This window comes from Aureimonas populi, assembly GCF_017815515.1.
In the GTDB taxonomy this organism is placed as follows: Bacteria; Pseudomonadota; Alphaproteobacteria; order Rhizobiales; family Rhizobiaceae; genus Aureimonas; species Aureimonas populi.
Window position 1 is genome coordinate 2366892 of the sequence record NZ_CP072611.1, and the last position, 25567, is coordinate 2392458.

24 protein-coding genes and 1 pseudogene are annotated in these 25567 nt (G+C 67.9%); 10 read left to right on the forward strand and 15 right to left on the reverse strand.

The features are described 5' to 3' along the window. Positions 1–6: 6 nt before the first annotated feature. The 3 genes from J7654_RS11040 to rpsF form a co-directional block, all read right to left on the reverse strand. Positions 7–972: a hypothetical protein gene (locus J7654_RS11040; RefSeq protein WP_209735989.1), complete on the reverse strand. Its 966-nt coding sequence runs from the start codon at positions 970–972 to the stop codon at positions 7–9. A 162-nt stretch (positions 973–1134) separates the two neighbouring features. Next, a complete protein-coding gene (rpsR, locus tag J7654_RS11045) occupies positions 1135–1383 on the reverse strand; it encodes a 30S ribosomal protein S18 (protein WP_209735990.1) in 249 nt (82 codons plus the stop codon). After that, positions 1384–1836: a 30S ribosomal protein S6 gene (gene rpsF, locus J7654_RS11050; RefSeq protein ID WP_209735991.1), complete on the reverse strand. Its 453-nt coding sequence runs from the start codon at positions 1834–1836 to the stop codon at positions 1384–1386. Between the two features lie 497 nt (positions 1837–2333). Between rpsF and fabD the strand changes: the two genes are divergently transcribed. The 7 genes from fabD to gmk all read left to right on the forward strand — a co-directional run bounded on the left by fabD (position 2334) and on the right by gmk (position 8559). Further along, positions 2334–3263 carry an ACP S-malonyltransferase gene (gene fabD, locus J7654_RS11055; protein WP_209735992.1) on the forward strand — a complete coding sequence of 310 codons (930 nt, stop codon included), beginning with the start codon at positions 2334–2336 and terminating at the stop codon, positions 3261–3263. A 31-nt stretch (positions 3264–3294) separates the two neighbouring features. Further along, a complete protein-coding gene (gene fabG / locus J7654_RS11060) occupies positions 3295–4032 on the forward strand; it encodes a 3-oxoacyl-[acyl-carrier-protein] reductase (RefSeq protein WP_209735993.1) in 738 nt (245 codons plus the stop codon). 138 nt (positions 4033–4170) lie between these two features. Continuing rightward, the gene (locus J7654_RS11065) at positions 4171–4407 is read left to right on the forward strand and encodes an acyl carrier protein (protein ID WP_185983259.1); all 237 of its coding nucleotides are present in this window, start codon (positions 4171–4173) and stop codon (positions 4405–4407) included. A 42-nt stretch (positions 4408–4449) separates the two neighbouring features. Continuing rightward, complete coding sequence (fabF, locus tag J7654_RS11070; protein ID WP_209735994.1) at positions 4450–5715, forward strand: beta-ketoacyl-ACP synthase II; 1266 nt, start codon at positions 4450–4452, stop codon at positions 5713–5715. Positions 5716–5791: 76 nt separating this feature from the next. Next, positions 5792–6967 carry an endolytic transglycosylase MltG gene (mltG, locus tag J7654_RS11075; protein ID WP_209735995.1) on the forward strand — a complete coding sequence of 392 codons (1176 nt, stop codon included), beginning with the start codon at positions 5792–5794 and terminating at the stop codon, positions 6965–6967. A 30-nt stretch (positions 6968–6997) separates the two neighbouring features. Further along, positions 6998–7885: a YicC/YloC family endoribonuclease gene (locus J7654_RS11080; protein WP_209735996.1), complete on the forward strand. Its 888-nt coding sequence runs from the start codon at positions 6998–7000 to the stop codon at positions 7883–7885. Then, positions 7882–8559 carry a guanylate kinase gene (gmk, locus tag J7654_RS11085; RefSeq protein WP_209735997.1) on the forward strand — a complete coding sequence of 226 codons (678 nt, stop codon included), beginning with the start codon at positions 7882–7884 and terminating at the stop codon, positions 8557–8559. Before J7654_RS11080 ends, gmk begins: the two co-directional genes overlap by 4 nt. On the opposite strand, the gene rsmA is transcribed toward gmk, so the two are convergent. The 6 genes from rsmA to J7654_RS11115 form a co-directional block, all read right to left on the reverse strand. Further along, positions 8556–9377 carry a 16S rRNA (adenine(1518)-N(6)/adenine(1519)-N(6))-dimethyltransferase RsmA gene (gene rsmA, locus J7654_RS11090; RefSeq protein WP_209735998.1) on the reverse strand — a complete coding sequence of 274 codons (822 nt, stop codon included), beginning with the start codon at positions 9375–9377 and terminating at the stop codon, positions 8556–8558. The two genes, gmk and rsmA, sit on opposite strands and share 4 nt — an antisense overlap. Continuing rightward, positions 9374–10417 (reverse strand): 4-hydroxythreonine-4-phosphate dehydrogenase PdxA, encoded by a 1044-nt coding sequence (gene pdxA, locus J7654_RS11095; RefSeq protein WP_209735999.1) that lies wholly within the window; start codon positions 10415–10417, stop codon positions 9374–9376. The genes rsmA and pdxA overlap by 4 nt, the downstream gene beginning before the upstream one ends. Beyond that, on the reverse strand, positions 10414–11340 hold the full coding sequence (locus J7654_RS11100) for a SurA N-terminal domain-containing protein (RefSeq protein WP_209736000.1): 927 nt from the start codon (positions 11338–11340) through the stop codon (positions 10414–10416). The genes pdxA and J7654_RS11100 overlap by 4 nt, the downstream gene beginning before the upstream one ends. 162 nt (positions 11341–11502) lie before the next feature. After that, on the reverse strand, positions 11503–13950 hold the full coding sequence (locus J7654_RS11105) for an LPS-assembly protein LptD (RefSeq protein ID WP_245195470.1): 2448 nt from the start codon (positions 13948–13950) through the stop codon (positions 11503–11505). A 1-nt stretch (position 13951) separates the two neighbouring features. Beyond that, entirely contained in the window at positions 13952–15031 is a 1080-nt protein-coding gene (gene lptG, locus J7654_RS11110; protein WP_209736001.1) for an LPS export ABC transporter permease LptG, read from the reverse strand. Continuing rightward, positions 15028–16215 (reverse strand): LptF/LptG family permease, encoded by a 1188-nt coding sequence (locus J7654_RS11115; RefSeq protein WP_209736002.1) that lies wholly within the window; start codon positions 16213–16215, stop codon positions 15028–15030. Before J7654_RS11115 ends, lptG begins: the two co-directional genes overlap by 4 nt. A 388-nt stretch (positions 16216–16603) precedes the next feature. On the opposite strand from J7654_RS11115, the gene J7654_RS11120 reads away from it, so the two are divergent. Further along, on the forward strand, positions 16604–18106 hold the full coding sequence (locus J7654_RS11120) for a leucyl aminopeptidase (protein ID WP_209736003.1): 1503 nt from the start codon (positions 16604–16606) through the stop codon (positions 18104–18106). Positions 18107–18112: 6 nt separating this feature from the next. Then, positions 18113–18565 (forward strand): DNA polymerase III subunit chi, encoded by a 453-nt coding sequence (locus J7654_RS11125; RefSeq protein WP_209736004.1) that lies wholly within the window; start codon positions 18113–18115, stop codon positions 18563–18565. A 247-nt stretch (positions 18566–18812) separates the two neighbouring features. On the opposite strand, the pseudogene J7654_RS11130 reads toward J7654_RS11125, so the two are convergent. Together J7654_RS11130 and J7654_RS11135 are read right to left on the reverse strand one after the other, a co-directional pair. Further along, positions 18813–19312, reverse strand: a pseudogene (locus tag J7654_RS11130) (hypothetical protein). Between the two features lie 70 nt (positions 19313–19382). Then, positions 19383–21281 (reverse strand): ABC-F family ATP-binding cassette domain-containing protein, encoded by a 1899-nt coding sequence (locus tag J7654_RS11135; RefSeq protein WP_209736005.1) that lies wholly within the window; start codon positions 21279–21281, stop codon positions 19383–19385. 141 nt (positions 21282–21422) lie between these two features. Between J7654_RS11135 and ndk the strand changes: the two genes are divergently transcribed. Then, a complete protein-coding gene (gene ndk / locus J7654_RS11140) occupies positions 21423–21845 on the forward strand; it encodes a nucleoside-diphosphate kinase (RefSeq protein ID WP_209736006.1) in 423 nt (140 codons plus the stop codon). Positions 21846–21895: 50 nt separating this feature from the next. On the opposite strand, the gene J7654_RS11145 is transcribed toward ndk, so the two are convergent. From J7654_RS11145 to uvrC, 4 genes are all read right to left on the reverse strand, one after another. Continuing rightward, entirely contained in the window at positions 21896–22351 is a 456-nt protein-coding gene (locus tag J7654_RS11145) for a molybdenum cofactor biosynthesis protein MoaE (protein WP_209736007.1), read from the reverse strand. Positions 22352–22356: 5 nt separating this feature from the next. Beyond that, entirely contained in the window at positions 22357–22608 is a 252-nt protein-coding gene (moaD, locus tag J7654_RS11150; protein ID WP_209736008.1) for a molybdopterin converting factor subunit 1, read from the reverse strand. A 49-nt stretch (positions 22609–22657) separates the two neighbouring features. Beyond that, a complete protein-coding gene (pgsA, locus tag J7654_RS11155) occupies positions 22658–23242 on the reverse strand; it encodes a CDP-diacylglycerol--glycerol-3-phosphate 3-phosphatidyltransferase (RefSeq protein ID WP_209736009.1) in 585 nt (194 codons plus the stop codon). A 91-nt stretch (positions 23243–23333) separates the two neighbouring features. Beyond that, positions 23334–25367 carry an excinuclease ABC subunit UvrC gene (gene uvrC, locus J7654_RS11160; RefSeq protein ID WP_209740461.1) on the reverse strand — a complete coding sequence of 678 codons (2034 nt, stop codon included), beginning with the start codon at positions 25365–25367 and terminating at the stop codon, positions 23334–23336. Between the last annotated feature and the right edge of the window lie 200 nt (positions 25368–25567).

A 25567-nucleotide genomic window follows, 5' to 3' on the forward strand; every position in this document is an offset into this window, starting at 1 on the left:
TCGGTTCTATGGATGGCTTGTCGGAGCCTCGTCCGCGCGCGCCGTTCGAAAGACGCCGTAGACGAGGAAGGCGATGAGCGGGAAGGTCAGGATGACGATCGCCGCGTAGAGGAGGAAGAGCAGCAGCCCGCGCGCCGGCCGCCCGCGTGTGCGCAGGTGGAACCCGGCGAGCCCGACCAGCGTGAAGGCGCAGGCGAAGGCGCCCGCGAACACGGCGGCGATGGCACCCGCGGAGCCGTCGAGGAAGGAGCCCGCCAGCGCCAGCGCGAAGACCGCCAGCGAGGCGCGGGGCAGGCCGGCTCCGGCCGGCACGTCGTCGCGCGGCCGCTGCAGCCGCCCGCTCGCCCGCGCGATGACGGCGGCGAGGTAGAGCGAGGCGACGAGGGTGCCGACGAGGAAGGCCGGCTGCACGAAGGGCACGAGCGCCACGACGGTCTCGGCCAGCATGGCGATCTGGGCCTCGTTGGTATCGAGGCCCGCCGCGCCCTGCGCGACCAGCGCCTCCGTCAGCATCGGGGCGGCGTCCGCCGGATCGAACCCCACGAGCCAGCCGAGGAACAGGCAGCCGAGCGCGGCCGACAGCGTGATGGCGAGGAGAATGCGGTCCAGCGGATACCAGTCGAGCGGCACGGGCGCGGGGCCGACGAGCGGCGGCGTCGATTGCCGGGTGGGGTCGTCGCTGGGGCGGGCGAGGCCGGCCAGATGACCCACGACGGCTGAGGACAGGCCCGTGGAGGCCAGGATCATCAGCCCACCCGCCGAAGTGCCGGTGAAGAGCGAGACCGCGCCTGCCGCCGCGAAGGCGGCCACGAAGCCGGAAGCGCTGCCCCAGCCGAGGCTGGCGAGAAGAATGGGAATGGGCGCCGCGAGCGACAGGCCGACCGCGCTCACCGATTGCGTCACGATCCCCGCGAAGAGGAGGGCGCTCGCAAGTCCGGCCAGAATGCCGACAAGGATCGATTGAGGGGCCATGTCGCTCGCTGTCCTGCGCTTTCGCAGTTAGAGGCATCGCGCCTCAACTCGGCTGTGTGCATCCGTCTCCCGACCGGCGCCGAACGAGGGCGGGAGGATGGCCGGCGCGATGGACGCGCCGGACGAATCTCGGTTCGGGGCGCCTTGAGGGCGCCCCCGGTCCTACTTGAGGACGTAGGGCAGAAGGCCCAGGAAGCGCGCGCGCTTGATCGCCTTGGCCAGCTCGCGCTGGTTCTTCTGCGAGACGGCGGTGATGCGCGAGGGCACGATCTTGCCGCGCTCGGAGATGTAGCGCTGCAGAAGGCGCACGTCCTTGTAGTCGATTTTCGGCGATTCGCCCGAGGCGAACGGATCGGACTTGCGGCGGCGATGGAACGGCCGGCGCGTGGGAAGCTGTGCGATGTCGACCATTTACGCGGCCTCCTCGTTGCGCGGACGGCGCGGGCGGTCGTCGTCCTCGCGGCGCGGGCGATCGTCGTCCCGGCGCGGGCGGTCTTCACGGCCGGGACGGTCATCGCGGCCGCCACGGCGCGGACGGTCGTCGCGCTTCTGCATCATGGCCGACTGGCCCTCGTCGTGCTCCTCGACCTTGATGGTCAGGTAGCGCAGGATGTCCTCGTTGAAGCGCATCTGGCGCTCCATCTCCTGGACAGCCGCCGCCGGAGCGTCGATGTTCATGAGGGTGTAGTAAGCCTTCCGGTTCTTCTTGATCCGGTAGGTGAGAGTCTTCAGACCCCAGTTCTCGACCTTGCCGACCTTGCCGCCATTGGCCTCGAGGATCCCGCGGAGATTCTCCACGAGCTGCTCGACCTGCTGGCCGCTGATGTCCTGTCGTGCAAGGAAAACGTGCTCGTAGAGCGCCATGAGCGGTCTCTCGCCTTTCCTTCGGGTTTCCGTTTCGCTCTGCCCGGGTCCGGCGGCTAAGCCTCTGCGACTCTCCGAGGGAAGACCGGAATCTTCGGGAAGGAAAGGCGCGTCATCGAGACGGTCGAGAGCGGGAACACGGGAAGCAGGCGATCGTCGGATCGCCATCCGCGTGGGAAATGGGCCCACGCGCCTTCCGTTCAGCTCCCGGCCGAACCGCAGGCAGTGACGGGCGCTCCTTAGCGCATTGTGTCTCCGCCCGCAAGCGAGGGGGGGCGGATCTCCCGCGCGCCCTCGGTTCCGCGCCCCCGCCCGGGCCTGGTGTGGCGAAAGGGCGGTCCGCCACGCGGACCGCGCCAGTTGTTTTCGGCCCGGTGAAGGCCCGTAGAATGGGCGTTCGAGGGCGCGAAGGCACCCTCCGCGCCGGTTGCGCGCTTGACATGGGAGGGGTCGCGCACCCATTCAGCCCGCGAAAGTGTGAACGGAAGGTAACGGCGATGAGCCTCGCACTCGTTTTTCCCGGGCAAGGCAGCCAGACGGTCGGCATGGGCCGACTGCTGGCCGACGCCTATCCGCAAGCGCGCGCCGTTTTCGAGGAGGTGGACGAGGCGCTGGGCGAGCGGCTCAGTGCCACGATCTTCGAGGGGCCCGAGGAGACGCTGACCCTGACCGCCAATGCGCAGCCGGCACTGATGGCCGTTTCGCTGGCCGCGTTGCGCAGCATGGAGTCGCGCGGGTTCGATCTGTCGCGGGCCGCCTTCGTGGCCGGGCATTCGCTCGGCGAATATTCCGCCCTCGCCGCCGCCGGCTCCCTCTCGGTGGCGGACACGGCCCGGCTCCTGCGCGTTCGCGGAGAGGCCATGCAGGCGGCGGTGCCGGCGGGGGAGGGCGCCATGGCGGCCATCATCGGCCTCGAGGCCGAGGCGCTCGCCGCGCTTTGCGAGGAGGCCGCCGAAGGCTCGGTCTGCCAGATCGCCAATGACAATGGCGGCGGCCAGCTCGTCATCTCCGGCAAGAAGGCGGCCGTGGAGCGGGCCATGGCGCTGGCCTCGGCGCGGGGCGCCAAGCGCGCCATCGCGCTGCCGGTCTCCGCGCCCTTCCACAGCGCGTTGATGCAGCCGGCTGCCGAGCGCATGGCCGAGGCGCTGCGCGAGGCGAGGATCGCGGCCCCCAAGGTGCCCCTCGTCGCCAATGTCCTGGCGGCGCCGATCGAGGACCCCGAGGATATCCGCGCCCGTCTCGTCGAGCAGGTGACGGGGCGGGTCCGCTGGCGGGAAAGCATGAGCTTCCTGGCGGATGAGGGCGTGAGCGAGCTTCTGGAAATCGGCAGCGGCAAGGTTCTGGCCGGACTTGCCAAACGCATCGACAAGCGCCTCTCGGCCCGCAGCGTCGGCACGCCTGCCGATATCGACGCTGCCCTGGCCTGAAGGCCAAGGACATCTCCTGGAAGGAAACGACATGTTCGATCTGACCGGCCGCAAGGCCCTCGTCACCGGTGCCAGCGGCGGCATCGGCGAGGCGATCGCCCGCACGCTTCATGCGGCGGGCGCCACAGTTGGCCTGCACGGTACGCGCCGCGAGAAGCTGGAGGAGTTGGCCGGCTCGCTGGGTGAGCGCGCCGTGGTGCTTCCGGCCGACCTTTCCGCGCGCGAGGACCAGAAGGAACTCGCCGCCAGGGCAGAGGAGACGCTGGAGGGCGTCGATATCCTCGTCAACAATGCCGGTATAACCCGGGACGGCCTGTTCGTCCGCATGTCGGACGAGGACTGGGACAAGGTGATCGAGGTCAATCTCACGGCGGCTTTCCGGCTGACGCGCGGCTTGACCCACGCCATGATGCGCCGACGCTACGGGCGCATCATCAACATCACCTCCATCGTCGGCGTCACGGGCAATCCCGGCCAGACGAACTACTGTGCGGCCAAGGCGGGCCTGATCGGCTTCTCCAAGTCGCTTGCCCAGGAGATCGCCTCGCGCAACGTGACGGTCAACTGCATCGCGCCCGGCTTCATCCGCAGTGCCATGACCGACAAGCTCAACGAGAAGCAGCAGGGCGCCATCATGGGCGCGATCCCGATGCGCCGCATGGGCGAATCGCAGGACATCGCCTCGGCCGCCCTCTTCCTGGCATCCGAGGAGGCCGGCTACGTCACCGGTCAGACCCTGCACGTCAACGGCGGCATGGCGATGATCTGACGGAACAAAGCCCGGCAAAATCGGGTTCCGACGCTCCCTGTCCCCGGTCGCCATGCGGCCGGGGCGGTGGGCAGCTTGATTAACAGCTTCCCCGCGTCTAACGAGGGCGACGAGGGAAATCTCAATAGAGGAATGAACATGAGCGACATCGCCGAGCGGGTGAAGAAGATCGTCGTCGAACATCTGGGCGTCGAACAGGAGAAGGTGACGGAGAACGCCAGCTTCATCGACGACCTTGGCGCGGACAGCCTCGACACGGTCGAGCTCGTCATGGCGTTCGAGGAAGAGTTCGGCGTCGAGATCCCCGATGATGCGGCCGAGACGATCCTCACGGTCGGCGACGCGGTCAAGTTCATCGAGAAGAACCAGGCCTGACGTTTCGGGCGGAAGCTGTCCGCTGAAACGAAAGGGAGTAGGATGAGACGAGTCGTCATAACCGGCGTCGGCATGGTCAGCCCTCTCGGCGCCAATGTCGACGTGACCTGGAAGCGCCTTCTGGATGGCCGGAGCGGTGCACGCAAGATCGAGGAATTCGAGGTTTCCGATCTTCCCTGCCGCATCGGCTGCCGTATTCCCCTGGGCGACGGCACCGACGGGAGCTTCAATCCGGATCTCTGGATGGAGCCCAAGGAGCAGCGCAAGGTCGGCGACTTCATCGTCTACGCCGTCGCAGCGGCCGCCGAGGCTCTGGACGATGCCAACTGGCACCCGGAATCCTACGAGGACCAGATCGCCACCGGCGTTCTGATCGGATCGGGGATCGGCGGGCTCGAAGGCATCGAGAAGACGTCGCTCATCCTGGCGGAGAAGGGGCCGAGGCGCATCAGCCCCTTCTTCATTCCCGGGGCGCTGATCAATCTCGCCTCCGGTCATGTTTCGATTCGAAACGGCTTGAAGGGCCCGAACCATTCGGTGGTGACGGCCTGTTCGACGGGCGCTCATGCCATCGGCGACGCCGCGCGCCTCATCGCGCTCGGCGACGCGGATGTCATGGTGGCGGGCGGCGCGGAATCGCCCGTCTGCCGTCTGTCGCTGGCCGGCTTTGCCGCCTGCCGCGCGCTCTCCACCGGCTATAACGACGATCCCACCGCCGCCTCGCGCCCCTACGACAAGGGCCGCGACGGTTTCGTCATGGGCGAGGGCGCCGGCATCGTCGTGCTGGAGGATTACGAGCACGCGAAGGCACGCGGCGCGCGCATCTATGCCGAGGTGATCGGCTACGGCCTGTCGGGCGACGCCTACCACATCACCGCCCCGGCGGAGGACGGAGACGGCGCCTATCGCTGCATGAAGGCCGCGTTGAAGCGCGCCGGCATCGAGCCTTCGCAGATCGACTACATCAACGCCCACGGAACCTCGACCCCGCTGGGCGACGAGATCGAGCTGCGGGCGATCGAGCGGCTTCTGGGCGATGCTGCGGCCGGCATCTCGATGTCGTCCACCAAGTCTGCCGTCGGCCACCTTCTGGGCGCCGCCGGCGCGGTGGAAGCGATCTTCTCGGCGCTGGCGATCCGCGACAATGTGGCGCCCCCTACGCTCAATCTGGACGATCCGTCCGTGGAAACGAAGATCGATCTCGTACCGCACAGGAAGCGCGAGAAGCAGATCGACGTCGTGCTGTCGAATTCCTTCGGCTTCGGCGGCACGAACGCCTCGCTCGTCCTGCGCCGCGTCGAGGCGTAGCCGCGTATCTGGAAACTTCGAAGGCCCGGCTCTTGCCGGGCCTTTCTGATGTCCCGTCTTTCGCCACAAAAGGGTGATGCTTCGGCAGGCTGGCGAAGGGCGGAAGACGGAGGGGAACGAGAACGTGGTGGATCGAACCGAAAACGGCCCCGCGCGGCGCGGGTTCTTCTCTCGCCGGCCGAAGGACAGACGGCCCTCGCGCGGCGCCCGGAACGGCTTCGTCATCTTCCTCAATTTCCTGTTCAGCCTCGCGGTCATCGGCCTTCTGGGCGGTGCGGCGGTGCTTTATTGGGGCAAGGCGCAGTTCGAGCGCCCCGGCCCACTCACCCAGGAAGCCACCTTCATGGTGCCCAGGGGCGGGGGGCTCGCCAGCATTTCGGCCGGCCTCGAGCGTGAGGGGATCATCGCCAGCGCGGAGATCTTCCAGGCGGGGGTGCGCGTATCCGGCGCCGGCAGCGGCCTGCGCGCCGGTGAGTACGCGTTCGAGCCCGGCGTCTCGATGCGCTCGGTCATGGATGCGCTGGTCGCCGGCCGCTCCATCCAGCACGCCGTGACCGTTCCCGAGGGCTGGACGGTGGACCGGGTGTGGGAAAGACTGGCGGCCAACGACGCCTTGGCCGGCGACTTGCCGGAAAAGCCGGCCGAAGGCACCATCCTGCCCGACACATACGTCTTCACGCGCGGCGCCACGCGCGCCGACATCGTTCGCCAGATGACCGAGGCTCACGCGTCCGTGGTCGAGGAGATCTGGGCCGGGCGCGACGAGGGCCTGCCCATCGACACGATCGAGGAGTTCGTCACCCTCGCTTCCATCGTCGAGCGAGAGACCGGCGTGGCGGAGGAGCGGCCCCATGTCGCCTCCGTCTTCATCAATCGCCTACGCGACGGAATGCGCCTGCAATCCGACCCGACCTTCATCTACGGCATCTGGGGCGGAGCCGGAAAGCCGCCGGGCGAGCCGCTGCGCCGCTCGCACATCCAGAGCGACACGCCCTACAACACCTATGTGATCAACGGCCTGCCGCCCGGCCCGATCGCCAATCCCGGCCGCGCCTCGCTGGAAGCGGTGGCTCATCCGCTGGATACGAACGACTATTACTTCGTGGCGGACGGCACCGGCGGGCACGCCTTCGCCCAGACGCTGGACCAGCACAACGCCAATGTGCGGGCCTATCGCGCCCTGATGGCCGAGCGCGCGGCGAGCGCCGAGGTGCAGGCCGAGGCCGAGGAAGACGCGACGTTGGTCGAGTGAGCGCGCCGATGCGACCGGAAGGGTGAGCGAATGCCCGTGGCCAGCATGACGGGCTTTGCCCGCACGGAAGGCGAGGCTGCCGGCGCTGCGCTGGTGTGGGAGCTGCGCTCCGTGAACGGCAAGGGGCTGGACCTGCGCCTGCGCCTGCCGCCCGGCTTCGATGCGCTGGAGCCGGAGATCAGGCGTCTGGCCGCTGCGCGGCTTTCGCGCGGCAATCTTCAGATCTCGCTCCAGCTGCGCGGAGCCAGCGCGCCCGGCTCCATCGCCGTCAACGAGGACGTGCTGGCGCGCTTCGTGGCCCTGGCTGACGAGCTGGTGCGCGGTGGCCATGCGGTGCAGCCGAGCGCCGATGGCCTCCTGGCCCTCAGGGGCGTGATCGAGAGCGGCGAAAGCGCGAGCGCCACCGCGCCGGAGGAGCCGTTGCGGCAGGCTGCCCTCCATGCCTTCGGCGGGGCGCTGGATGCCCTGGTGGCCGCGCGCGCGGCAGAAGGAGCGCGGCTGGCCGAAGCTCTCGGTCTGCGGCTGGACGAGATGGAAGCGCTGGCGAGCGCGGCCGAGGCCGACCCGTCGCGCAGCGCGGGCGCCATCGCCGAGCGCCTTCGCGCGCAGGTCGGCGCGCTCCTGTCGGCCGGTACGCCGGTGGACGAAGCGCGCCTTGCGCAGGAGGCGGCGATCCTGGCCACGAAGGCCGACATTCGCGAGGAACTGGATCGCCTCTCTGCCCATATCGCGGCCGCGCGCGCGCTTCTGGCGGCCGAGGGCCCGGTCGGGCGCAAGCTCGATTTCCTGTCGCAGGAATTCAATCGCGAATCGAACACGATTTGTTCTAAATCGAACTCGTCGTCGCTCACCCGCACCGGGTTGGAGCTCAAGGTCGTGATCGATCAGTTCAGGGAACAGGTACAGAATATCGAATGAGGCCGATCCTCGACACCGAATCCCCGATCCCCATCGCCCGCCGCGGGCTGATGCTGGTCATCTCCTCTCCGTCGGGCGCCGGCAAGTCGACGATCGCCCGCAATCTCCTGGAACTCGACAAGCGCTTCTCGCTCTCCGTCAGCGTGACCACGAGGAAGCGCCGCGCCAGCGAGATCGACGGCGTGCACTACCATTTCATCGGCCATGAGGAATTCGAGCGCCTGCGCGCGGGCGATGCGCTGCTGGAATGGGCCGAGGTGCACGGCAATTTCTACGGCACCCCGCGCGAGGCGGCCGAGCAGGCGATGCGCGAGGGGCGCGACATGCTTTTCGACATCGACTGGCAGGGAGCGCGCCAGCTTGTCGAGCAGGCCAAGACGGACATCGTTTCCATCTTCATCCTGCCGCCCTCCATGGAGGAGTTGAGGGCGCGCCTCCTGCGCCGGGCCGAGGATTCGGGCGACACGATCGCCATGCGCATGAAGAACGCCAGCGTCGAGATCGAGCGCTGGCGGGATTACGAATATGTCGTGGTCAATGACGACCTCGACCGCGCCTTCTCCGCCGTGCTTTCCATCGTGAATGCCGAGCGGCTGCGGCGCGACAGGCGGCCTGGCCTGTTCGACTTCACCGCGCAGTTGCTGGAAGAAGCCAAGACCCTGCAAACCTCCTAAAGGAGGTTCGCAAGGCTCACGAATTCGGGCACGGAAAGCGTCTCCGCGCGCCGTTGCGGGTCGATGCCGGCGCGGCCGAGCAGCGCTTCTCCGCCCAGGCTCTTCAGGCTCTGCCGCAGCATCTTGCGCCGTTGCCCGAAGGCGGCCGCCGTCACTTTCTCCAAGGTCGCCAGCTCGGCGGGCAATGGGGCGGGCCGGGGCACGAGGCGCACGACAGATGAAGTGACCTTGGGCGGCGGCGTGAAGGCGGCCGGCGGAACGTCGAACAGGATGTGCGCCTCCGTCCGCCAGCCGCACAGCACGCCGAGCCTGCCGAAATGCGGGTCGTTCTCCAGGGCGACGATGCGCTGCGCGACCTCCTTCTGGAACATCAGGACCAATTCGCTCCAAAGCGGCGGCCATGACGGCGCCGCGACGAGATCGAGCAGGATCTGCGTGCCGACATTGTAGGGAAGGTTCGCCACCACCTTGAAGGGCCCGCCGGCGAGGGCTGCCAGGTCCACCTTCAACGCGTCGGCCTCCACCACTTCCAGCCGTCCGGGATAGTGAGCCGAGATGTCGGCCAGTGCGGAAAGGCAGCGCGGATCCTTCTCCACCGCCACGACGCGCGATGCGCCGTGGGCAAGCAGCGCGCGCGTCAGCCCGCCGGGGCCGGGGCCGATCTCGACAACCGTCTCGCCCTCCAGAGGCAGGGCTTGCCGCGCGATCTTTCCCGTGAGGTTCAGGTCGAGCAGGAAATTCTGCCCCAGCGCCTTCTTCGGATCGAGCCCGTGCTGGGCTAGCACCTCGCGCAGCGGCGGCAGCGTGTCGAGGCTCACGAGGCAGCGGCCTTTTCGCGAGGCAGCCCGGCCATACGAGCGGCGAGGCGCAGGGCGCTGAAGAAGCTTTGCGGCCGTGCCGAGCCCGTCCCGGCGATGTCGGCCGCCGTGCCGTGGTCCGGCGAGGTGCGCACCAGCGGCAGGCCGAGCGTGACATTGACCGTTTCGTCGAAGGCCAGCGTCTTGGCCGGGATCAGCGCCTGATCGTGATACATGCAAAGGGCCACGTCGTAGCGCGCACGGGCAGGGGGGTGGAACATGGTGTCGGCGGGCAGGGGCCCCACCGCGTCGAACCCTTGCGCACGCAGGATCGCGACGGCCGGTGCGATCACCGCCTCGTCCTCCTGCCCGATCGCACCCCTTTCGCCCGCATGCGGGTTCAGGCCCGCGAGAGCCAGCCGCGGGGCCGCTATGCCGAAGCGCTCCTTCAGGTCACGCACCACGATCCGGGCGGTCTCCAGGATCAACTCCGTCGTCAAGAGCCTTGGAACATCGGCCAGCGGCACATGGATGGTGACGGGTACGGCCGAAAGCTCCGGGCCGGTCAGCATCATGACGGGCATCGCCTGCTTGCCGGTCAGTTCCTGGCAAAGCGCGGCCAGATACTCCGTGTGGCCAGGATGGGCGAAGCCGCAATCGTAGAGCGCCTTCTTGTCGATCGGTAAGGTGGTCAGCGCGGCGGCCTCGCCGCCCATCACCAGCCGCACGCCCCGATCTATGGCCTCGACGGTGCCGAAGGCGTTTGCCGGCTCGATCCGGCCCGGACTGTCGACATGCCGGTTGACGAGTGGCAGCACGGGCAGCGCGCGCGGGAAGACAAAAGCCGCCTGAACGGCGGTTTCCACGGGTTCGATGGCGATGTCGATATCCAGCCGGGCTGCGCGCGAGGCCAGCATCGTCGGGTCGGCCAGCAGGAAGAAGGGCGGCAGCCCCGCCTCCCGATTCCGCCGATAGGCCAGTAGCGCAAGGTCCGGCCCGACACCGGAAGGCTCGCCGACGCTGACGGCCAGAAGCGCGCCGCGCGCCGCGTGCGCGTTCATGGCCGGACGATGGTGGCCCGGTCCCGTAGCTGCTTCAGGAACTCGGCGTCCGGCTCGCTCTGGCTGAGCTGCTCCAGCTCCCGCGCCTGGAACACCAGCGTCGCCGCCCGGTCGTCCGAAATGGTGCGGGTGGAGCAGACGGCGATGAACTCGACGCCGCGTTCGGTCGTCTGCGGGCGCGTGGTCCGCCCGGCGGAGAGGGAGGAGACCTCGTCCTTCCAGCGGGGCGGCAGTTCCGGCTGCGCGACACGGCCCAGCTCACGCACGGTCACGTCGCGCAGCCCTTGCGCGAACTGATAGGTCGCCGGGCAGTTGGTGAAGCGCTGGCGCAGGGCGTTGGCCTCCTGCGTGCGCTGATTCATGATGCGAGACCGCTCGGCCTCCGGCACCACGAAGATCACCTGCTGCAGCGTGTATTCTGTCGTAGAGGGCTTGTCGCCGCCCTGTTGCAGCATCCGCTGCACGGCATCCTGCTCGCTGATCATCTCGGTCTGGCGGATGTTCATCTGAACGGCCTGCCCCCAGCCCATCTGGGTGCGGATATAATCCTTCATGCCAGCCTGGCTGAAGCCGGCCTGTCCCAGGAGCTGGTTCAACTGGCTGGCGTTCAGGCGGTTCTGCGCGGCAAAATTAGCATAGGCGTCATCCACCGCGCTGTCGGGGATGTTGATGCCGCGCCGCCGGATTTCCTGCTTCTTCAACTGCTCGTCGATCAGCTCGTTCAGGGCCGCCTCGTTGGAGGCCGGCGCGCGGCGAAGGCGCAGGAACGCGGCGCGCTGGGAGATCTGATAGCTGGTGATGGCCTCGCGGTTGACCACCGCACGAACCTCGGACTGCTGCGCCGCCGCCGGCGGGGCGGCGAGAATGGTGCCGGACGTCGCCAGAAGGACCATCAGGGCTGTTTGAGCGAGAAGGCGTCTCATCGGCTTACCGGAGCTCCCGTCGGCGCGCTGGAGTCGCGCAGCATGTCGAAATCGATGCGCCGTTCTGGCGCATGGACTTGTCAAAACAATGATTTTGCCCTTCCTAGAACATCACGCCTTCTTGTTGAAGGCCCTTTTCGGGCTGTCGTGCGCACGACGCGATCAGCCGTCGTCTCCCAGGTCGTAGCTGTACTCGGTCTCCACCAGCGTCCTGAGGGACAGGCGGAACATCACTCGCGATTCGGCCGATTGCAGCTGATAGCGGTCCGAGGTGCTCTCGTATTGCGCGATGAGGCTGAAGCACTCGTCGGCATAGCCCACGCCGAAGGAACGCGAGATCACGGATTCGTTCTCGATATCGTAGCTCAGCGAGCCGAAGGTGCTGAGCGTCTCGCTCAACCGCAGCGAGGCGGAGGCCGTCACCTGCTGGCGATCTTCCGCGAAGCCGTAGACGGGTTGCTCGGCGATATTGGAGTAGGTGAGCGAGCCGGAAAGGTTGTCCGTGCCATAGGCGGCCGAAAGGTCGGCGCGGCGAAGCGACAAATCCTCCTCGTCGAAGCGCCCCTGGGCGCCGAAGACGAGGCCGATCGGAGTCGTCAGGGCCAGCGACGACACATAGTCGGAACGGTCCGTCTCGAGCCCGGAATCGTAGCCCAGCAGCGCCAGGTCGGCCACCGCATAAGGGTTCTCGCCGCCCAGATGGAAGGACTGGCCGGCCACCGCGTCGAGGAAATAGCCCGCGCCGAGCACGCCGGCATATTTCACGCCGACATTGGCCCGCGTGCCGCCTTCCATCCGGTCGTAGCCGGAGAACTTGTCGAGCGAGAAGAGATTGGTGGTGTTGAAGACGAGGCTCTGCGCGTCCTCGTTGGGCAGGATGCCGGCCTCCATCTCGTCGGGCCGCACGATGAGCTGTCCGATGGGCTCGATGACGTGCGAAGTGCCGGCCGTCTCGATCAGCCAGGGATAGCGCGCCTCGATGGCGGCCGTCGCCATGGCGCGCCCTCCCGTCTCGTCCACCTCGATCCCGCCGAGCGTGGCGGTATCGAAGGGGAAGCCGGGGGAACTCATGTCGGCGCGGTGCAGGTCTCCGCGCCCCGTCAGCGTCGGGGTCAGCACGAGGCCGAAATCGGTCACGGTGCTCGTGCGCCACTGCGCTTCCGCCGTCGCGCGGGCATAGTCGCCTTCCAGCGCTGTGCGGCGGAACACGTCCGTGCGGAAGCGGTCCTCGATCGAGCCGCCCTCGCAGATGCCGTTGTTCAGGAAGGCCGACTGGCAGACCAGAAGCATGGCGGGCGAGGAATCGTCGCGGCGGATATTGGTGACGTTGATGTCGAGCTCCACCTCGCCGCCGAGAATGGGCGATTCGGAGATGTATTCGTAGTCCAGCGAGGGCAGCACATAGGGCTGTATGTCGTCGCTGAAGGTGTTCTCGGTCTGCGCCTCGAAGCGCTGGGCGCGAAGGTCGAAGAAGGACCGGTCGCCAAGGCCGGTCAGGTAAATCTCCGACGCCCGGTAGACGTCGCTGAAGCCCTCGATCTCGTAGACGTTGGAGAAGTTCGAATCCGTTTGAGCGAGCGCGTCCCAGCCGAAGGTCCAGCGCTCGTTGATGGCGAACTGGGCCTGCGAGCCGATCATTCCGCGATTGTCCGACGGCGTGTCCAGGACGGGCGGATTGACGCTGTCGAAGAAATAGTCGTCGAAGTCCTCCGGGTCGCGCTGCGCGATGCCGGCGGCCTTCAGCGTGAAATAGCCGCTCTCGAACGCCTGGCGGTACTCCGCCTCGGCGAGGAAGCCCTGTTTCGTGTAATAGGTGCCGGCGACGGTGACGTCCTTGTCGTCCGCGATGGCCCAGAAATAGGGGATGCGGATGCCGGTTCCCGTATCGCTCGACCCACGGAACTCCGGCGCCAGGAAACCGCTGCGGCGTTCCACGGTGGGGTCGGGCGAGGCGAAGTAGGGCAGGTAGGCGATAGGGGCGCCGAACAGCTCGAAGCGGGCGCCGTAGTAGCGCACCACCTGCGCCTCCTGGTCCCAGACGATCCGCCGCGCCTTCACCTGCCAGAGCGGGGCGCGCTCGGGGTGCTCGGCGCAGGCCTCGCAGGCGGTGTAGACGCCGCGCTCCAGCGTCATCACCGCCCCGTCCCGCCGGGCGGCCTGCGCGGAGGCGAAGCGCGTGTTGTCGGGCGTCTCGATGCGCAGCGCTTCCACGAAGCCGTCGGCGAAATCGTCCGTGATGTCCACGGCGTCGGCATATATGCGGTTGCCGCTCGGTTCGATCAGCTCCACATCGCCCGCCGCGACGAGGCGACGGGTCGCCTGGTCGTAGACGATGTTGCGCGCGACGAGCTGGTAGTCGCCATAGTCGATCTGGACCCCGCCCGAGGCGGTGACGGTGGAGGTTTCGCTGTCGTAGCTGACGGTGTCGGCCTCCAGGAAGAGCTGCGTGCCCTCCTGCACGGATACCGAGCCGCCGAGCGCGCCCAGCGATTCCTGCGCGAACGCCGGCTGCGCGGCGGCCAGCGCCCCCAGCGCGACGCCCACCAGAAGCGCGCCCTTCGCGCGGCCCCACATGGGCCGGCTATGGCGCGAGAACCCCCTCGGCCTCATTCTATCCATCCTCTTGATGGAGCAGGATCGTCGTCCCGAACAATCCTGCTGCCACGACCGGGAACCACGCCGCCGCGACGGCAGGAACCACGGCATTCGATCCCAGCGCTTGCGCCAGGAAGGTTACGACGTAGAGCACGAAGCCGGCCGTGATGCCACCGACGATCGTCGATGCCGACTGGCCGAGGCGCGAAAACCGCACCGCCACCGTCGCGGCCACCAGCGTCATGGCCATGAAGAGCGCGGGCGTGGCCAGCAGCGTGTGCAGGCGCATGGCAAAGGCGTCGGGGTTGAGTCCCAAGGCCCGCGCCGCCTCGATCTTGGGCCCCAGCTCCCAGATGGAAAGCGTTGCCGGATCGCCGATGCGCTGCTCGATATATTGCGGCAGGAGCGTCGTGGGAAGTTCCATGGAGGGGCGCGATTCCGGTGGATATCCCACGCGCCGCACGGTCGGGTTCTCCAGGAGCCAGTGCCCGTCGCCAAGGGTTGCGAGCGGTGCGTCGATGCGCTCGCGCACATTCCCGTTATCGTCGAACACGAAGGCGGTGACATCGCCGAGCGAGCGGCCGATATCGGCCACCGCCTTCGCTCCGATGATCGAATCGACCCCATCCCCGCGCTGGCGCAGCCAGGAGGGGCGCTCCTGATCCTGGACCGTTGCCTCGCCCGCGATCAGCGTCTCTATGCGGGCCGAGCCGGCCTGCGCCATGGCCGCAAGTGGGTTGTAGAGGGTGGCGGCGGCGACCCCGATGAGGAATGAGCCGGCCAGGAACGGCGCGAGAATCTGCCAGATCGAAACGCCGGCGGCGCGCGCCACGACGAGTTCGAGGCGCCGGTTCAGGGAGATGAGGGTGAAGATCGCGGCGAACAGGACGACGAACGGAAACGCCTGCTCCATGAAGGCGGGCACGCGCAACGCGGAGATAAGCGCCAGTGTGCTGAAGCCGACGCTTTCGAAGCGGCCGCGCCGGCTGATCTCGATCACATCCACGAGATAGACCAGCGCCGCCACCGCGACCAGCGCGGACAGGAAGGCGAGAAGGAAGCGGCCGAGGAAGTAGAGCGAGAGCGTGCGTGTCATGCTCGCTCTCCGCCGCGGACATAGCCGGGCAGCAGGCGCCCAATGGCGTTGCGCCCCGCTTCCAGGGCGCGCACGAAGCCCTGCACGGGGCGCGATTCCACGATGCTCACGTCGAAGTGGAAGATGACCGCGCTGATCGCGAAGAACCCGGCGGGCACGAGATAGGCGAGAGGCGCAAGGCGCACGTCGCCGCTGATGAGCGAGAGCGAGAGAAAGCCGCCGCCCTTTGCGATGAGCGCCGCGCCGAGGCCGATGGGCATGGCCGCGCCCGTGCCCTGGCGATGGGTCTGCGCGCGCCCTGCGACGACCACGGCCCAGAAGGAAAAGGCGATCGGGTAGAGCCAGTCCGTCCGGCGGGCGGTGATCTCCTCGGAGAAGCGGGCGGGGTTCTGTTGCAGTGTCGGGTCGCTGGGGTCGGGGCGCAGGAGTTCTGCGGTGGAGCGCTCGGACATGCGCACCCAGTCGCCGCTCGACATCGGCCGCAGGGTGGCCAGATCGAAGGCGTAGGCCTGGAACTCGATCACCGAGACCGCGCCGTCCGATTGCGTGCGGCGGTGGAGCTGGCCGTTCTGGAGGATCAGGAACGATTGCGCGCCCTGTTCCACGATCTGCGCCTGTCGCGCGAAGTACTGGACGTCGATGGCCGGGTCGCGCGTGTCGGACAGGAAGAGCCCCTCGATCTGCCGGCCGCGCGCCTCCTCGATGCCCACGACGAGCCCGTCCTGTATGGTCTCGAAGCGCCCGGGCCGGAGGAAGAGGCTGATGGCGTCGGCATTGATCGTCCGCAGGCCGTTCTGGAAGGCGCTGGAGGCGGCGGGGCCGACGACATGCGAGTTGAAGAGCACGAGAAGCCCGCCGAGAAGGCCGAGCAGGAGGATGGGATTGGCCACCGCCATCCGGGAAGCGCCCGCCGCCGCGATCACGGCCCGCTCCGAATCGGCGTTCAGCGCGTTGAGCGCCTGCACCGCGCCGATGACGACGGCGAAGGGAAGCACGCCGGCCATCAGGTCGGGCATCAGCATCAGTGCGATCCAGAAGATGTCGCCGGCCGCGCTGGCGCTGGTGCGCACGAAATCGATGCGCTGGAGGACCTGCACGATCCACACCACCGTGACGAGCGCAGCCAGCGACGACAGGCTGTAGAGAAGGGCCCGGCCGAAGATGTAGCGTTCAATGAGCGTCATCGACCGTCCGTAATGCTCCGCCGTTTGCGAATGCGCTGCCCGGCGCCCCGGTCTCCCGCCACTCCCCCTAGACTGGGGCAGCTTGGCTAAAGAAGGGCAAAGAGACGTGGTTAACGGTCCTGCCGCCAACCTTCTCTTGCAAAGATCGCGTGCTTTTCCAAGATAGGCGGGACGTTGGAGCGTCCAACAGGGCTCTCGGGGATCGGCTTGTCGGTTCTTTTCGCCATCGGGCGTCGTTGCCGTGCCGGGCCATGCATTGCATGGGCCGCGGCGCCTCACCGGCACGAAAATCCCTCGACAAGGCCGCGCCCGGAGGTTCTGTTAGGCGCTCCCGAGCGGCAAGCGCCGCGCGCCTTTCGGCGATTCCCCCTTTCGTGCCGGAGTTCTCATGGCCGCCAAACCCATCATCGAATTCGTCCCGCTCCAGACCCCGGCCGGCGGCGTGCTGGTCGCCTTCGCGCAGGATGGCGCGGCGCTTCCGGCCTCGCTCGGCGAAGACCTCTCCGCGCTTGCCGGCCGCGCGTCCTCGGTCGGCCAGTTCAAGGGCAAGAGCCTGTCTTCCGTCGAGGCGGTGACGGCCGAAGGACAGGGCATCGACCGCCTCGTGGTGATCGGCACCCACGCCGAAGGCGCCTATGGCGAGGAGGACTGGCTGAAGCTCGGCGGCACCGTCGCGGCCAAGGCCAAGGGGGCCGAATCCGTGACGGTGTGGGGCGAGCGGGCCGCCGGGCCGCTCTCTCCCGCCGAGGTCTCGGCCATCGCGGTGGGCGCCCTGCTGCGCGCCTATGAGTTCGATCGCTACAAGACCGAGAAGGCCAGCAAGAAGGAGAACGAGGCGCAGGAGAAGGCCCCGGCCACCCTGCGCTTCGCCGTGGCGGACGTGGAGGCGGCCCGCGCCGCCTTCGCCGCCTCGCAGGAGGTGGCCGAGGGCGTGCTCCTGGCGCGCGATCTGGTGAACGAGCCTGCCAACATTCTCACCACCATCGAATATGCGAGCCGCATCGCCGAGCTCTCGCAGGTGGGCGTCGATGTCGAGATTCTCGACGAGGCGAAGATGCGCGAATTGAAGATGCATGCGCTTCTGGGCGTGGCACAGGGCTCGGCCATGCCGCCGCGCCTGTGCATCATGCGCTGGAACGGCGCGGACAACGACGAGGCGCCCGTCGCCTTCGTGGGCAAGGGCGTGGTCTTCGACACCGGCGGCATCTCCATTAAGCCAGCCGCCGGCATGGAGGACATGAAGGGCGACATGGGCGGCTCGGCCGCCGTGGTCGGTCTGATGCGCGCCCTGGCGGGCCGCAAGGCCAGAGTCAACGCGGTGGGCGTGGTCGGCCTCGTGGAGAACGCGGTGGACGGCAAGGCCCAGCGCCCCGGCGACATCGTTACCGCCATGTCCGGCACCACGATCGAGGTGTTGAACACGGATGCGGAAGGCCGCCTCGTGCTGGCTGACGCGCTCTGGTACTGCCAGGATCGCTTCAAGCCGAAGTTCATGGTCAATCTGGCCACGCTCACCGGCGCGATCATCGTGGCGCTCGGCCACCATCACGCCGGCCTGTTCTCCAATAACGACGAATTGGCCGAGCGGCTTTCGGCGGCCGGGCGCGCCACGGGCGAGAAGGTCTGGCGCCTGCCGCTCGCCAAGGAATACGACAAGCTCATCGAGGGCAAGTTCGCCGACATCCGCAATATCGGCGGCGGGCGCGCGGCCGGCTCCATCACGGCGGCCCAGTTCCTCCAGCGCTTCGTCAACGACGTGCCCTGGGCGCATCTGGACGTCGCGGGAACGGCGATGGCTTCGCCCTCGAGCGAGTACAACCGCTCCTGGGCCTCGGGTTTCGGCGTGCGCCTGCTCGACCGGCTGGTGGCCGAGCATTACGAGGCGAAGTAGCGCGGCATGGCGGAAGTCCTCTTCTACCACCTGACCGAGAGCCGGCTGGAAGAGGCGCTGCCCGAGCTTCTGGAGCGCAGCCTCGCGCGCGGCTGGCGCGTCGTCGTCCAGACCGCGAGCGAGGAGCGGCGCGACGCGCTGGACGCGCATTTGTGGACCTACAAGGACGACAGCTTCCTGCCGCACGGCACGGATGTGGGGGGCAGCGGCGCGTTGCAGCCCATCCTCCTCACCATAGAGCCGGAAGCACGCGCCAACGATCCGCAGGTGCGCTTCATGGTGGAGGGCGCCGTGCCCTCCACGCTGGAGGGCTATGAGCGCGGCGTCTATCTCTTCGACGGCCACGACGAGGAGCAACTGGCCAGCGCGCGCGCGCGCTGGAAGGTCGAGAAGGCGGCCGGCCACGCCGTCACCTACTGGCAGCAGACCGAGGACCGCCGCTGGGCCAAGAAGGCGTGATACGGCGTCCCGACGGTCTTTGGACGCCGTTCGTTTCGAGAGCCCACATCCTGAACCCGTCGCAACAGCCCACATCCCGAGCTGGTCTCGGCAGCCCTCGTTCTGATCCCGTCTCAGCAGCCCTCATCCTGAGCCTGTCGAAGGACGAGGGCGCCCGGCACGGCCGCCGACTTTGCATGGGCGAGCGGAGGTCTCTTGATCCGATCACCTCCGAGAGCAGCATGAGGCGCTCTCCCGCGGCGTCCGCTCAGCCCTCGCCTAACGCCCGTTCAAGCTGAGCCCTGGTCATGGTCGAGCGGCCTGCGATCTTCCGGCGCTTCGCTTCCTCGTAGAGCTGCGCGCGCGTCGGCTCTCCCTTTCGGGCTCTGGCGGTCTTCTTCCTCACATCTCGGGCTGGCCGGAGAACTGCTTGCCCGCCTTCGTGTCGCGGCGCTTCTTCGCCGTCGTGCGGTCGTACTCGGCATGGGAGAGCTCGTCGCGCGCTTTCCTGGGCAGGTAGCGCTCACCCGTCCTTCCGCTGTCCTTGCCGGATCGGGTGCCCCAGTCCTCCTCCGTCCATTGCCGGAGGGCGTTGTCGGGCGACTTCCCGCCCTCATAGCCGCCGCCGCGCTCCTGGTAGAGCCGCGTGGCAAGCTGCGCCTTGCGGGCGGACCACTGGCCCTTGCGCCCTCCCTTCGTGCCGGCGGTGACTTCCGCCTTCACCCGCTCCCATAACGCCGGGTCGGTCCGTTTCGCGGTCTTGCCCATGTCCGTCGCTCCGTGAGGGTTCGCCCCACAGCGCGGCGGAGGGGGAGGGGGTTCCCTCCGGGCCCGGAAACTACTCGGCGGCCATCGCCGCGTCGTGCTCCTCGGTCAGCTCCATCCACTCGCCCTCGGCCTTCTGCAGCGTCTTCTCGGCATTGGCCTTCTGCTTGGCGAGGTCCGCCGCCCTCGCGGGGTCGCTGGTGTAGAGCGCGGGGTCAGCGAGCTTTGCGTCCAGATCGGCGATGGTCTTGTTCAGCCGCTCCATCTGGATCTCCAGCGTGGAGATCTTCTTCTTCAGCGGCTTGAGCGCTTCGCGCCTTTCGGCGGCGGCGCGTCGCTGGTCGACCTTGGAAACCTGCGGGACGGGCGTCTCGTAGGTCGTACCCTGGTTGCCGCCCCCGGCGCGTGCGCCCGAAAGGATCAGCTTCTTGTAGTCGTCGAGGTCGCCATCGTAGCGCGAGACCGTGCCGTCGCCCACGATCCAGAGCCGGTCCATCGTCGCCTCGACCATGTGCCGGTCGTGGCTGATGAGGATGACGGCGCCGGGATAGTCGTTCAGCGCGTGGACGAGGCTCTCGCGCGCCTCGATGTCCAGATGGTTCGTCGGCTCGTCGAGGATCAGGAGGTTCGGCGCGTCGATGGTGGCCAGCCCCATCAGCAGCCGCGCCTTCTCGCCGCCCGAAAGATCGTCGGCCACCGTGTCCATCTTGTGCGTGGAAAGGCCCATACGCGCCACCCTGGCGCGCACCCTGGCCTCCGGCGCGTCGGGCATGAAGCGGCGCACATGCTGCACGGCCGTCTCGCTGGGCCTCAGATCGTCGATCTGGTGCTGGGCAAACATGGCGATCTTCAACCCCGGCGCGCGGGTGATCGTGCCGGCCTGCTCCGTCAGGCGCTCGGCCAGGAGCTTGGCGAAGGTGGACTTGCCGTTGCCGTTGGCGCCCAGGAGCGCGATACGGTCGTCCGCGTCGATCCGAAGGTCGAGCCCGCGCAGGATGGAGCGGCCCGGCTCGTAGCCGACCGCCACCTGCTCCATGCGGATGATGGGGGAGGCCAGGATCTTCTCCGGCTCGGGGAAGGTGAAGGGGATCACCGTCTCCTCGATGATGGCGCCCAGCGGCTTCATCTTCTCCAGTGCCTTGAGGCGCGACTGGGCCTGCCGGGCCTTGGAGGCCTTGGCGCGGAAGCGCTCGACGAAAGCCTCCATGTGCTTGCGGGCCGCGTCCTGCTTGACGATGGCCTTCTGCAGAAGCTCCAGCTTCTCGGTGCGCTGGCGCACGAAGCTGTCGTAGTCGCCGCGATAGAAGACGAGCTTCTTCTGGTCGAGATGCACGATGGAGTTGACCGCGTTGTTCAGAACGTCCCGGTCGTGGCTGATCAGCAGCACGGTATAGGGGTAGCGGGAAACGAAATTCTCCAGCCACAGCGTGCCCTCGAGGTCGAGATAGTTCGTCGGCTCGTCGAGAAGCAGGAGGTCGGGCCGCGAGAAGAGAACGGCCGCCAGCGCCACGCGCATCCGCCATCCGCCCGAGAAGGAGGAAACGGGCCGCGCCTGCGCCTTCGCGTCGAAGCCGAGCCCGTCCAGGATGGAGGCGGCGCGCGCCTCCGCCGAATGGCTCTCTATGTCGGCCAGGCGCAGGTGGATGTCGGAGATGCGGTGCGGGTCGCTGGCCGTCTCGGCCTCGGCCAGAAGCGCCACGCGCTCCTCGTCGGCGGCCAGCACGATGTCGAGCAGGGAATCCTGCGTTCCAGGCGCTTCCTGCGCCACCTGCCCGATCCGCGTGTTCTTCGGGAACGAGACGTTGCCTGTCTCGGTCGCCATCTCGCCGGTGATGCAGCGGAAGAGCGTCGACTTGCCGGCGCCGTTGCGCCCGACGAGCCCGGCCTTGGTGCCGGCCGGCAGCGTCAGGCTGGCATGGTCGATGAGGAGGCGGCCGGCGACGCGCGCCGAGAGATCGTTGATCTGGAGCATGAGGACGCTTTTGCCACGCGCGCGGCCCGAGCGGAAGGCCCGAGGGCGCCACGACGCGCGGTCCACGACTTGCCGCAGGGGGAAGGCGCCGCTATAGAGCGCCCCACCCCTTTAAAACCGGACAATCCGAGGAACGACCGTATGGCGATCGAACGCACCTTCTCCATGATCAAGCCCGACGCGACCAAGCGCAACCTGACCGGCGCGATCACGCAGATGCTGGAGGAGGCCGGTCTTCGCGTCGTCGCGTCCAAGCGCGTCTTCATGAGCACGCGCCAGGCCGAGGGCTTCTATGCCGTCCACAAGGACCGCCCCTTCTTCGGCGAGCTGGTGGAGACCATGACGTCGGGCCCGACGGTCGTGCAGGTGCTGGAAGGCGAGAACGCGATCCTGAAGAACCGCGAGATCATGGGCGCCACCAACCCGGCGAATGCCGACGAGGGCACCATCCGCAAAGTCCACGCCTTGTCGATCGGCGAGAATTCGGTGCACGGCTCCGACGCGCCGGAGACGGCCAAGGCAGAGATCGCCTACTGGTTCTCCGAGACCGAAATCGTCGGCTGAACGCCAGGATCGGGATCGAAACGCCGGCCGCGAGGCCGGCGTTTTTCGTTTCAGAGGCGGTGCCAGCGATCGGCCGCGTGGTCGTCGGTGTCCTTCGCCGCCACCCAGCCGCCGACCGTGCCGTCCTTGAGGTGCTCGCGCTTCCAGAAGGGCGCGCGTGTCTTCATGAAGTCCATGATGAAGGCCGCGCCCTCGAAGGCGGCGCCCCGGTGGCGCGCGGCGCAGGCCACGAAGACGATCTCCTCGCCGGGCAGAACCTTGCCGAAGCGGTGGATCGCGCGAACCTCCATCAGAGGCCAGCGGGCCTCCGCTTCCCGGCAGACCGCCTCGATCTCGCGCTCCGCCATGCCGGGATAGTGCTCCAGCTCCAGCGCCTCGAGCCGGCCGTCCTCATCACGGCAATAGCCGCTGAAGGTCACGACGGCCCCCGCCTTCCCGTCGCGGCCCAGCGCCTCGGCCTGCGCGCCGATATCGATCCGCTCGGCCTGGACCCCGACGGCGATCATGACGGTCAGCCGCCCGTCATGGGGGGGAACAGGGCAATCTCGTGCGCCTGCCCGATGGGGTCGGAATGGTGGCAATGCTCCTGGTCCAGCGCCACGCGCACGATCTCGGGCGCCTGCAACGCGGCCTCGTAGCCCGGCCCACGGCCTTTCAGCCAGTGCAGGAGATCGGCAACCGTCACGATGCCGGCCGGCAGCGCCACCTCCTCCTCGGCCAATCCGATCCGCTCGCGAATCCACGCGAAGTAAACGAGCTTCATCGGTACCCCCTCCTCATCCTCGGTTAGGGCCTCAGATGGTGCGCGCGGCCTAAACGTCGATATGGCGCAGGCCGGCGCGGAAGTAGTCGTAACCGGTGTAAAGGGTGACGAGGGCCGAAACCCAGAGAAGGAAGATGCCGATCTCGGTCACGAAGGGCACGATCTGGTCGCCCGCAGGGCCGGCGAGAAGGAAGCCGATGGCGACCATCTGCGTTCCCGTCTTCCACTTGGCCAAGCGTGTGACCGGCACGGAAACCTTCAGTTCCGCCAGATACTCGCGCAGGCCGGAGACGAGGATTTCGCGGCACAGGATGACGATGGCGGCCCATACCGTCCAGCCCGCGATGGTCTCGAGCACCGCCAGCACCATCAGCGCCGCCGCCACCAGAAGCTTGTCTGCGATGGGATCGAGCATACGCCCTATGGTCGATGTCTGCTGCCAGATGCGCGCGAGGTAGCCGTCGAGCCAATCGGTCACGCTGGCCGCGATGAAGAGGAACAGCGCCCACCATCGCGCCGTATCGGAGTCGTGCAGGCGGCCCTCTTCGACGAAAAAGCAGAGCACCACCAGCGGCACCGCGACGATGCGCGCGTAGGTGAGGAGGTTCGGCAGGCTCAACGCCTTGGATGACATGGGTCGCGTCCGCTTCTTCGAGTCGAGCTTTTCAAACGCGGGCGAGCCTCCGCGTCAACATCGCGCAGCGCAGATTTCGGCGACGGCGCGTTCATCCGGCATCGTGGAAGTGATCGTAGATCGATTTGGCCATCGCTTCCGAGATGCCTTCCACCTTGCGCAGGTCGGCCAGCGCGGCGCGGGACACGGCCTTGGCCGTGCCGAAATGATGCAGAAGCGCCCGCTTGCGCGAGGGGCCGATTCCGGCGATCTCGTCCAGCGGGTTGGAAACCATCTCCTTCTTGCGGCGCGCCCGGTGCGAGCCGATGGCGAATCGGTGCGCCTCGTCGCGCAGGCGCTGCACGAAGTAGAGCACGGGGTCGCGCGGGGGCAGCGAGAAGGGTTCGCGCCCCTCCACCACGAACCGCTCGCGCCCCGCATCGCGGTCCACGCCCTTGGCCACGCCGATCGTCGTCACCTTGTCGGCAATGCCCAATTCCTCGAGGATCGCCCGCACCGCCGAGATCTGGCCCTTTCCGCCGTCGATCAGCACCAGGTCCGGCCAGGCCGGCATCTCGCCATTGTCCTGCGCCTCCTCCTCCGAGCCCTCGGGCTCGGCCGGCGCCTGCGGCCCCTGCGCATGTTCCTTGAGAAGGCGTGAGAAGCGGCGGGTCATCACTTCGCGCATCATCCCGAAATCGTCGCCCGGCGTGATGTCGGCGCCGCGAATGTTGAACTTGCGATACTGCCCCTTGGCGAAGCCCTCGGGCCCCGCCACGATCATGGCACCCACGGCGTTCGTGCCCATGATGTGCGAATTGTCGTAGACCTCGATCCGGCGCGGCGGGTGGGGTAGGGCGAAGGTCTCCTTCAGGCCGGCGAGCAGCCGCGTCTGGGAGGAGGATTCGGCCAGCCTGCGCCCCAGCGCCTCGCGCGCGTTCGCGGCCGCGTGCTCGACGAGGTCCTTCTTCTCGCCACGCGCCGGCACCGCGATCTGTACCTTGCGCCCCGCCTTCACGCACAGCGCCTCGGCCAGCAGCGCCTCCTCCTCGATCGCCATCGGCAGGAGGATCAGCGCGGCGGGCGGCTTGTCGTCGTAGAACTGAGCCAGGAAGGCCGCCATCACTTCCTGCGGCTCTATGGAAGGGTCCGCCTTCGGGAAATAGGCCCGGTTGCCCCAGTTCTGCCCGGTGCGGAAGAAGAAGACCTGGATGCAGGTCAGCCCGCCTTCCTGGTGAAGGGCGAACACGTCCGCCTCCTCCACGCCCTGCGGGTTGATGCCCTGGTGGCTCTGGATGTGGCTGAGTGCCGAAAGGCGGTCGCGGTAGATCGCCGCGCGCTCGAAATCCAGATCGGCGGAGGCCGCCTGCATGGCATCGGCGAGCCCCCGCTTCACCTGGCTGGAACGGCCCGACAGGAAGCCCTTGGCCTCGCCCACCAGCTCGCGATAGTCGGCAATCGAAATCTCGCCGGTGCAGGGGCCGGAGCAGCGCTTGATCTGGTAGAGAAGGCAGGGCCGCGTGCGGCTTTGATAGACGCTGTCGGTGCAGGTGCGCAGCAGGAAGGCGCGCTGGAGCGCGTTGACCGTGCGCCCCACCGACCCCGCCGAGGCGAAGGGGCCGAAATAGGCGCCCTTGCGCGAGCGCGCGCCGCGATGCTTCATGATGGCCGGGGCCTCGTGGTCCTCCGCCACCAGAATGTAAGGAAACGACTTGTCGTCCCGCATCAGCACGTTGAAGCGGGGGCGCAGGCGCTTGATGAGGTTGGCCTCGAGAAGCAGCGCCTCCGTCTCGGTGCGCGTCGTCACGAACTCCATCTGACGCGTCGCGCGGATCATCCGCACGATGCGGTTGTTGTGGCCCACGCCCCGCGCATAGGAGGCGACACGCTTCTTCAGCGACTTCGCCTTGCCGACATAGAGAACCTCGCCGGCCTCGTCGAGCATGCGGTAGACGCCCGGCCGGTTCGGCAGGCGCCTCACGAAGGCGGCGATCAGCTCCGCCCCCGCGAGGCCCGCCATCTCCTCCACGCCGCCGTCGCTCCAGTCGATGGATGGCGCGCGCACGGGATCGGCCGCCGGCTCCTCGCCGGGCGGGAAATCCTCGTCCGCCTCGTCGAAATCGTCGTCGATCTCGCTCAAGTCCAGTCCTTCTTCTGCCCGTCTCGCCGGGCGACTCGCGCCCGCGCCCTATATGGCGGCCCCGGGCCGGGATTGCACCCGCCCGATGGGCGCATCCGCCCGGTGCGGGCCGAGGCGATTTTCGCAGGCCGGTGTATCCTCCATGCAATTGGCAGGGGAGCGTTCGCTCGCCTATATCAGCCTGAGCCGGGCATCCCATCGAGGAT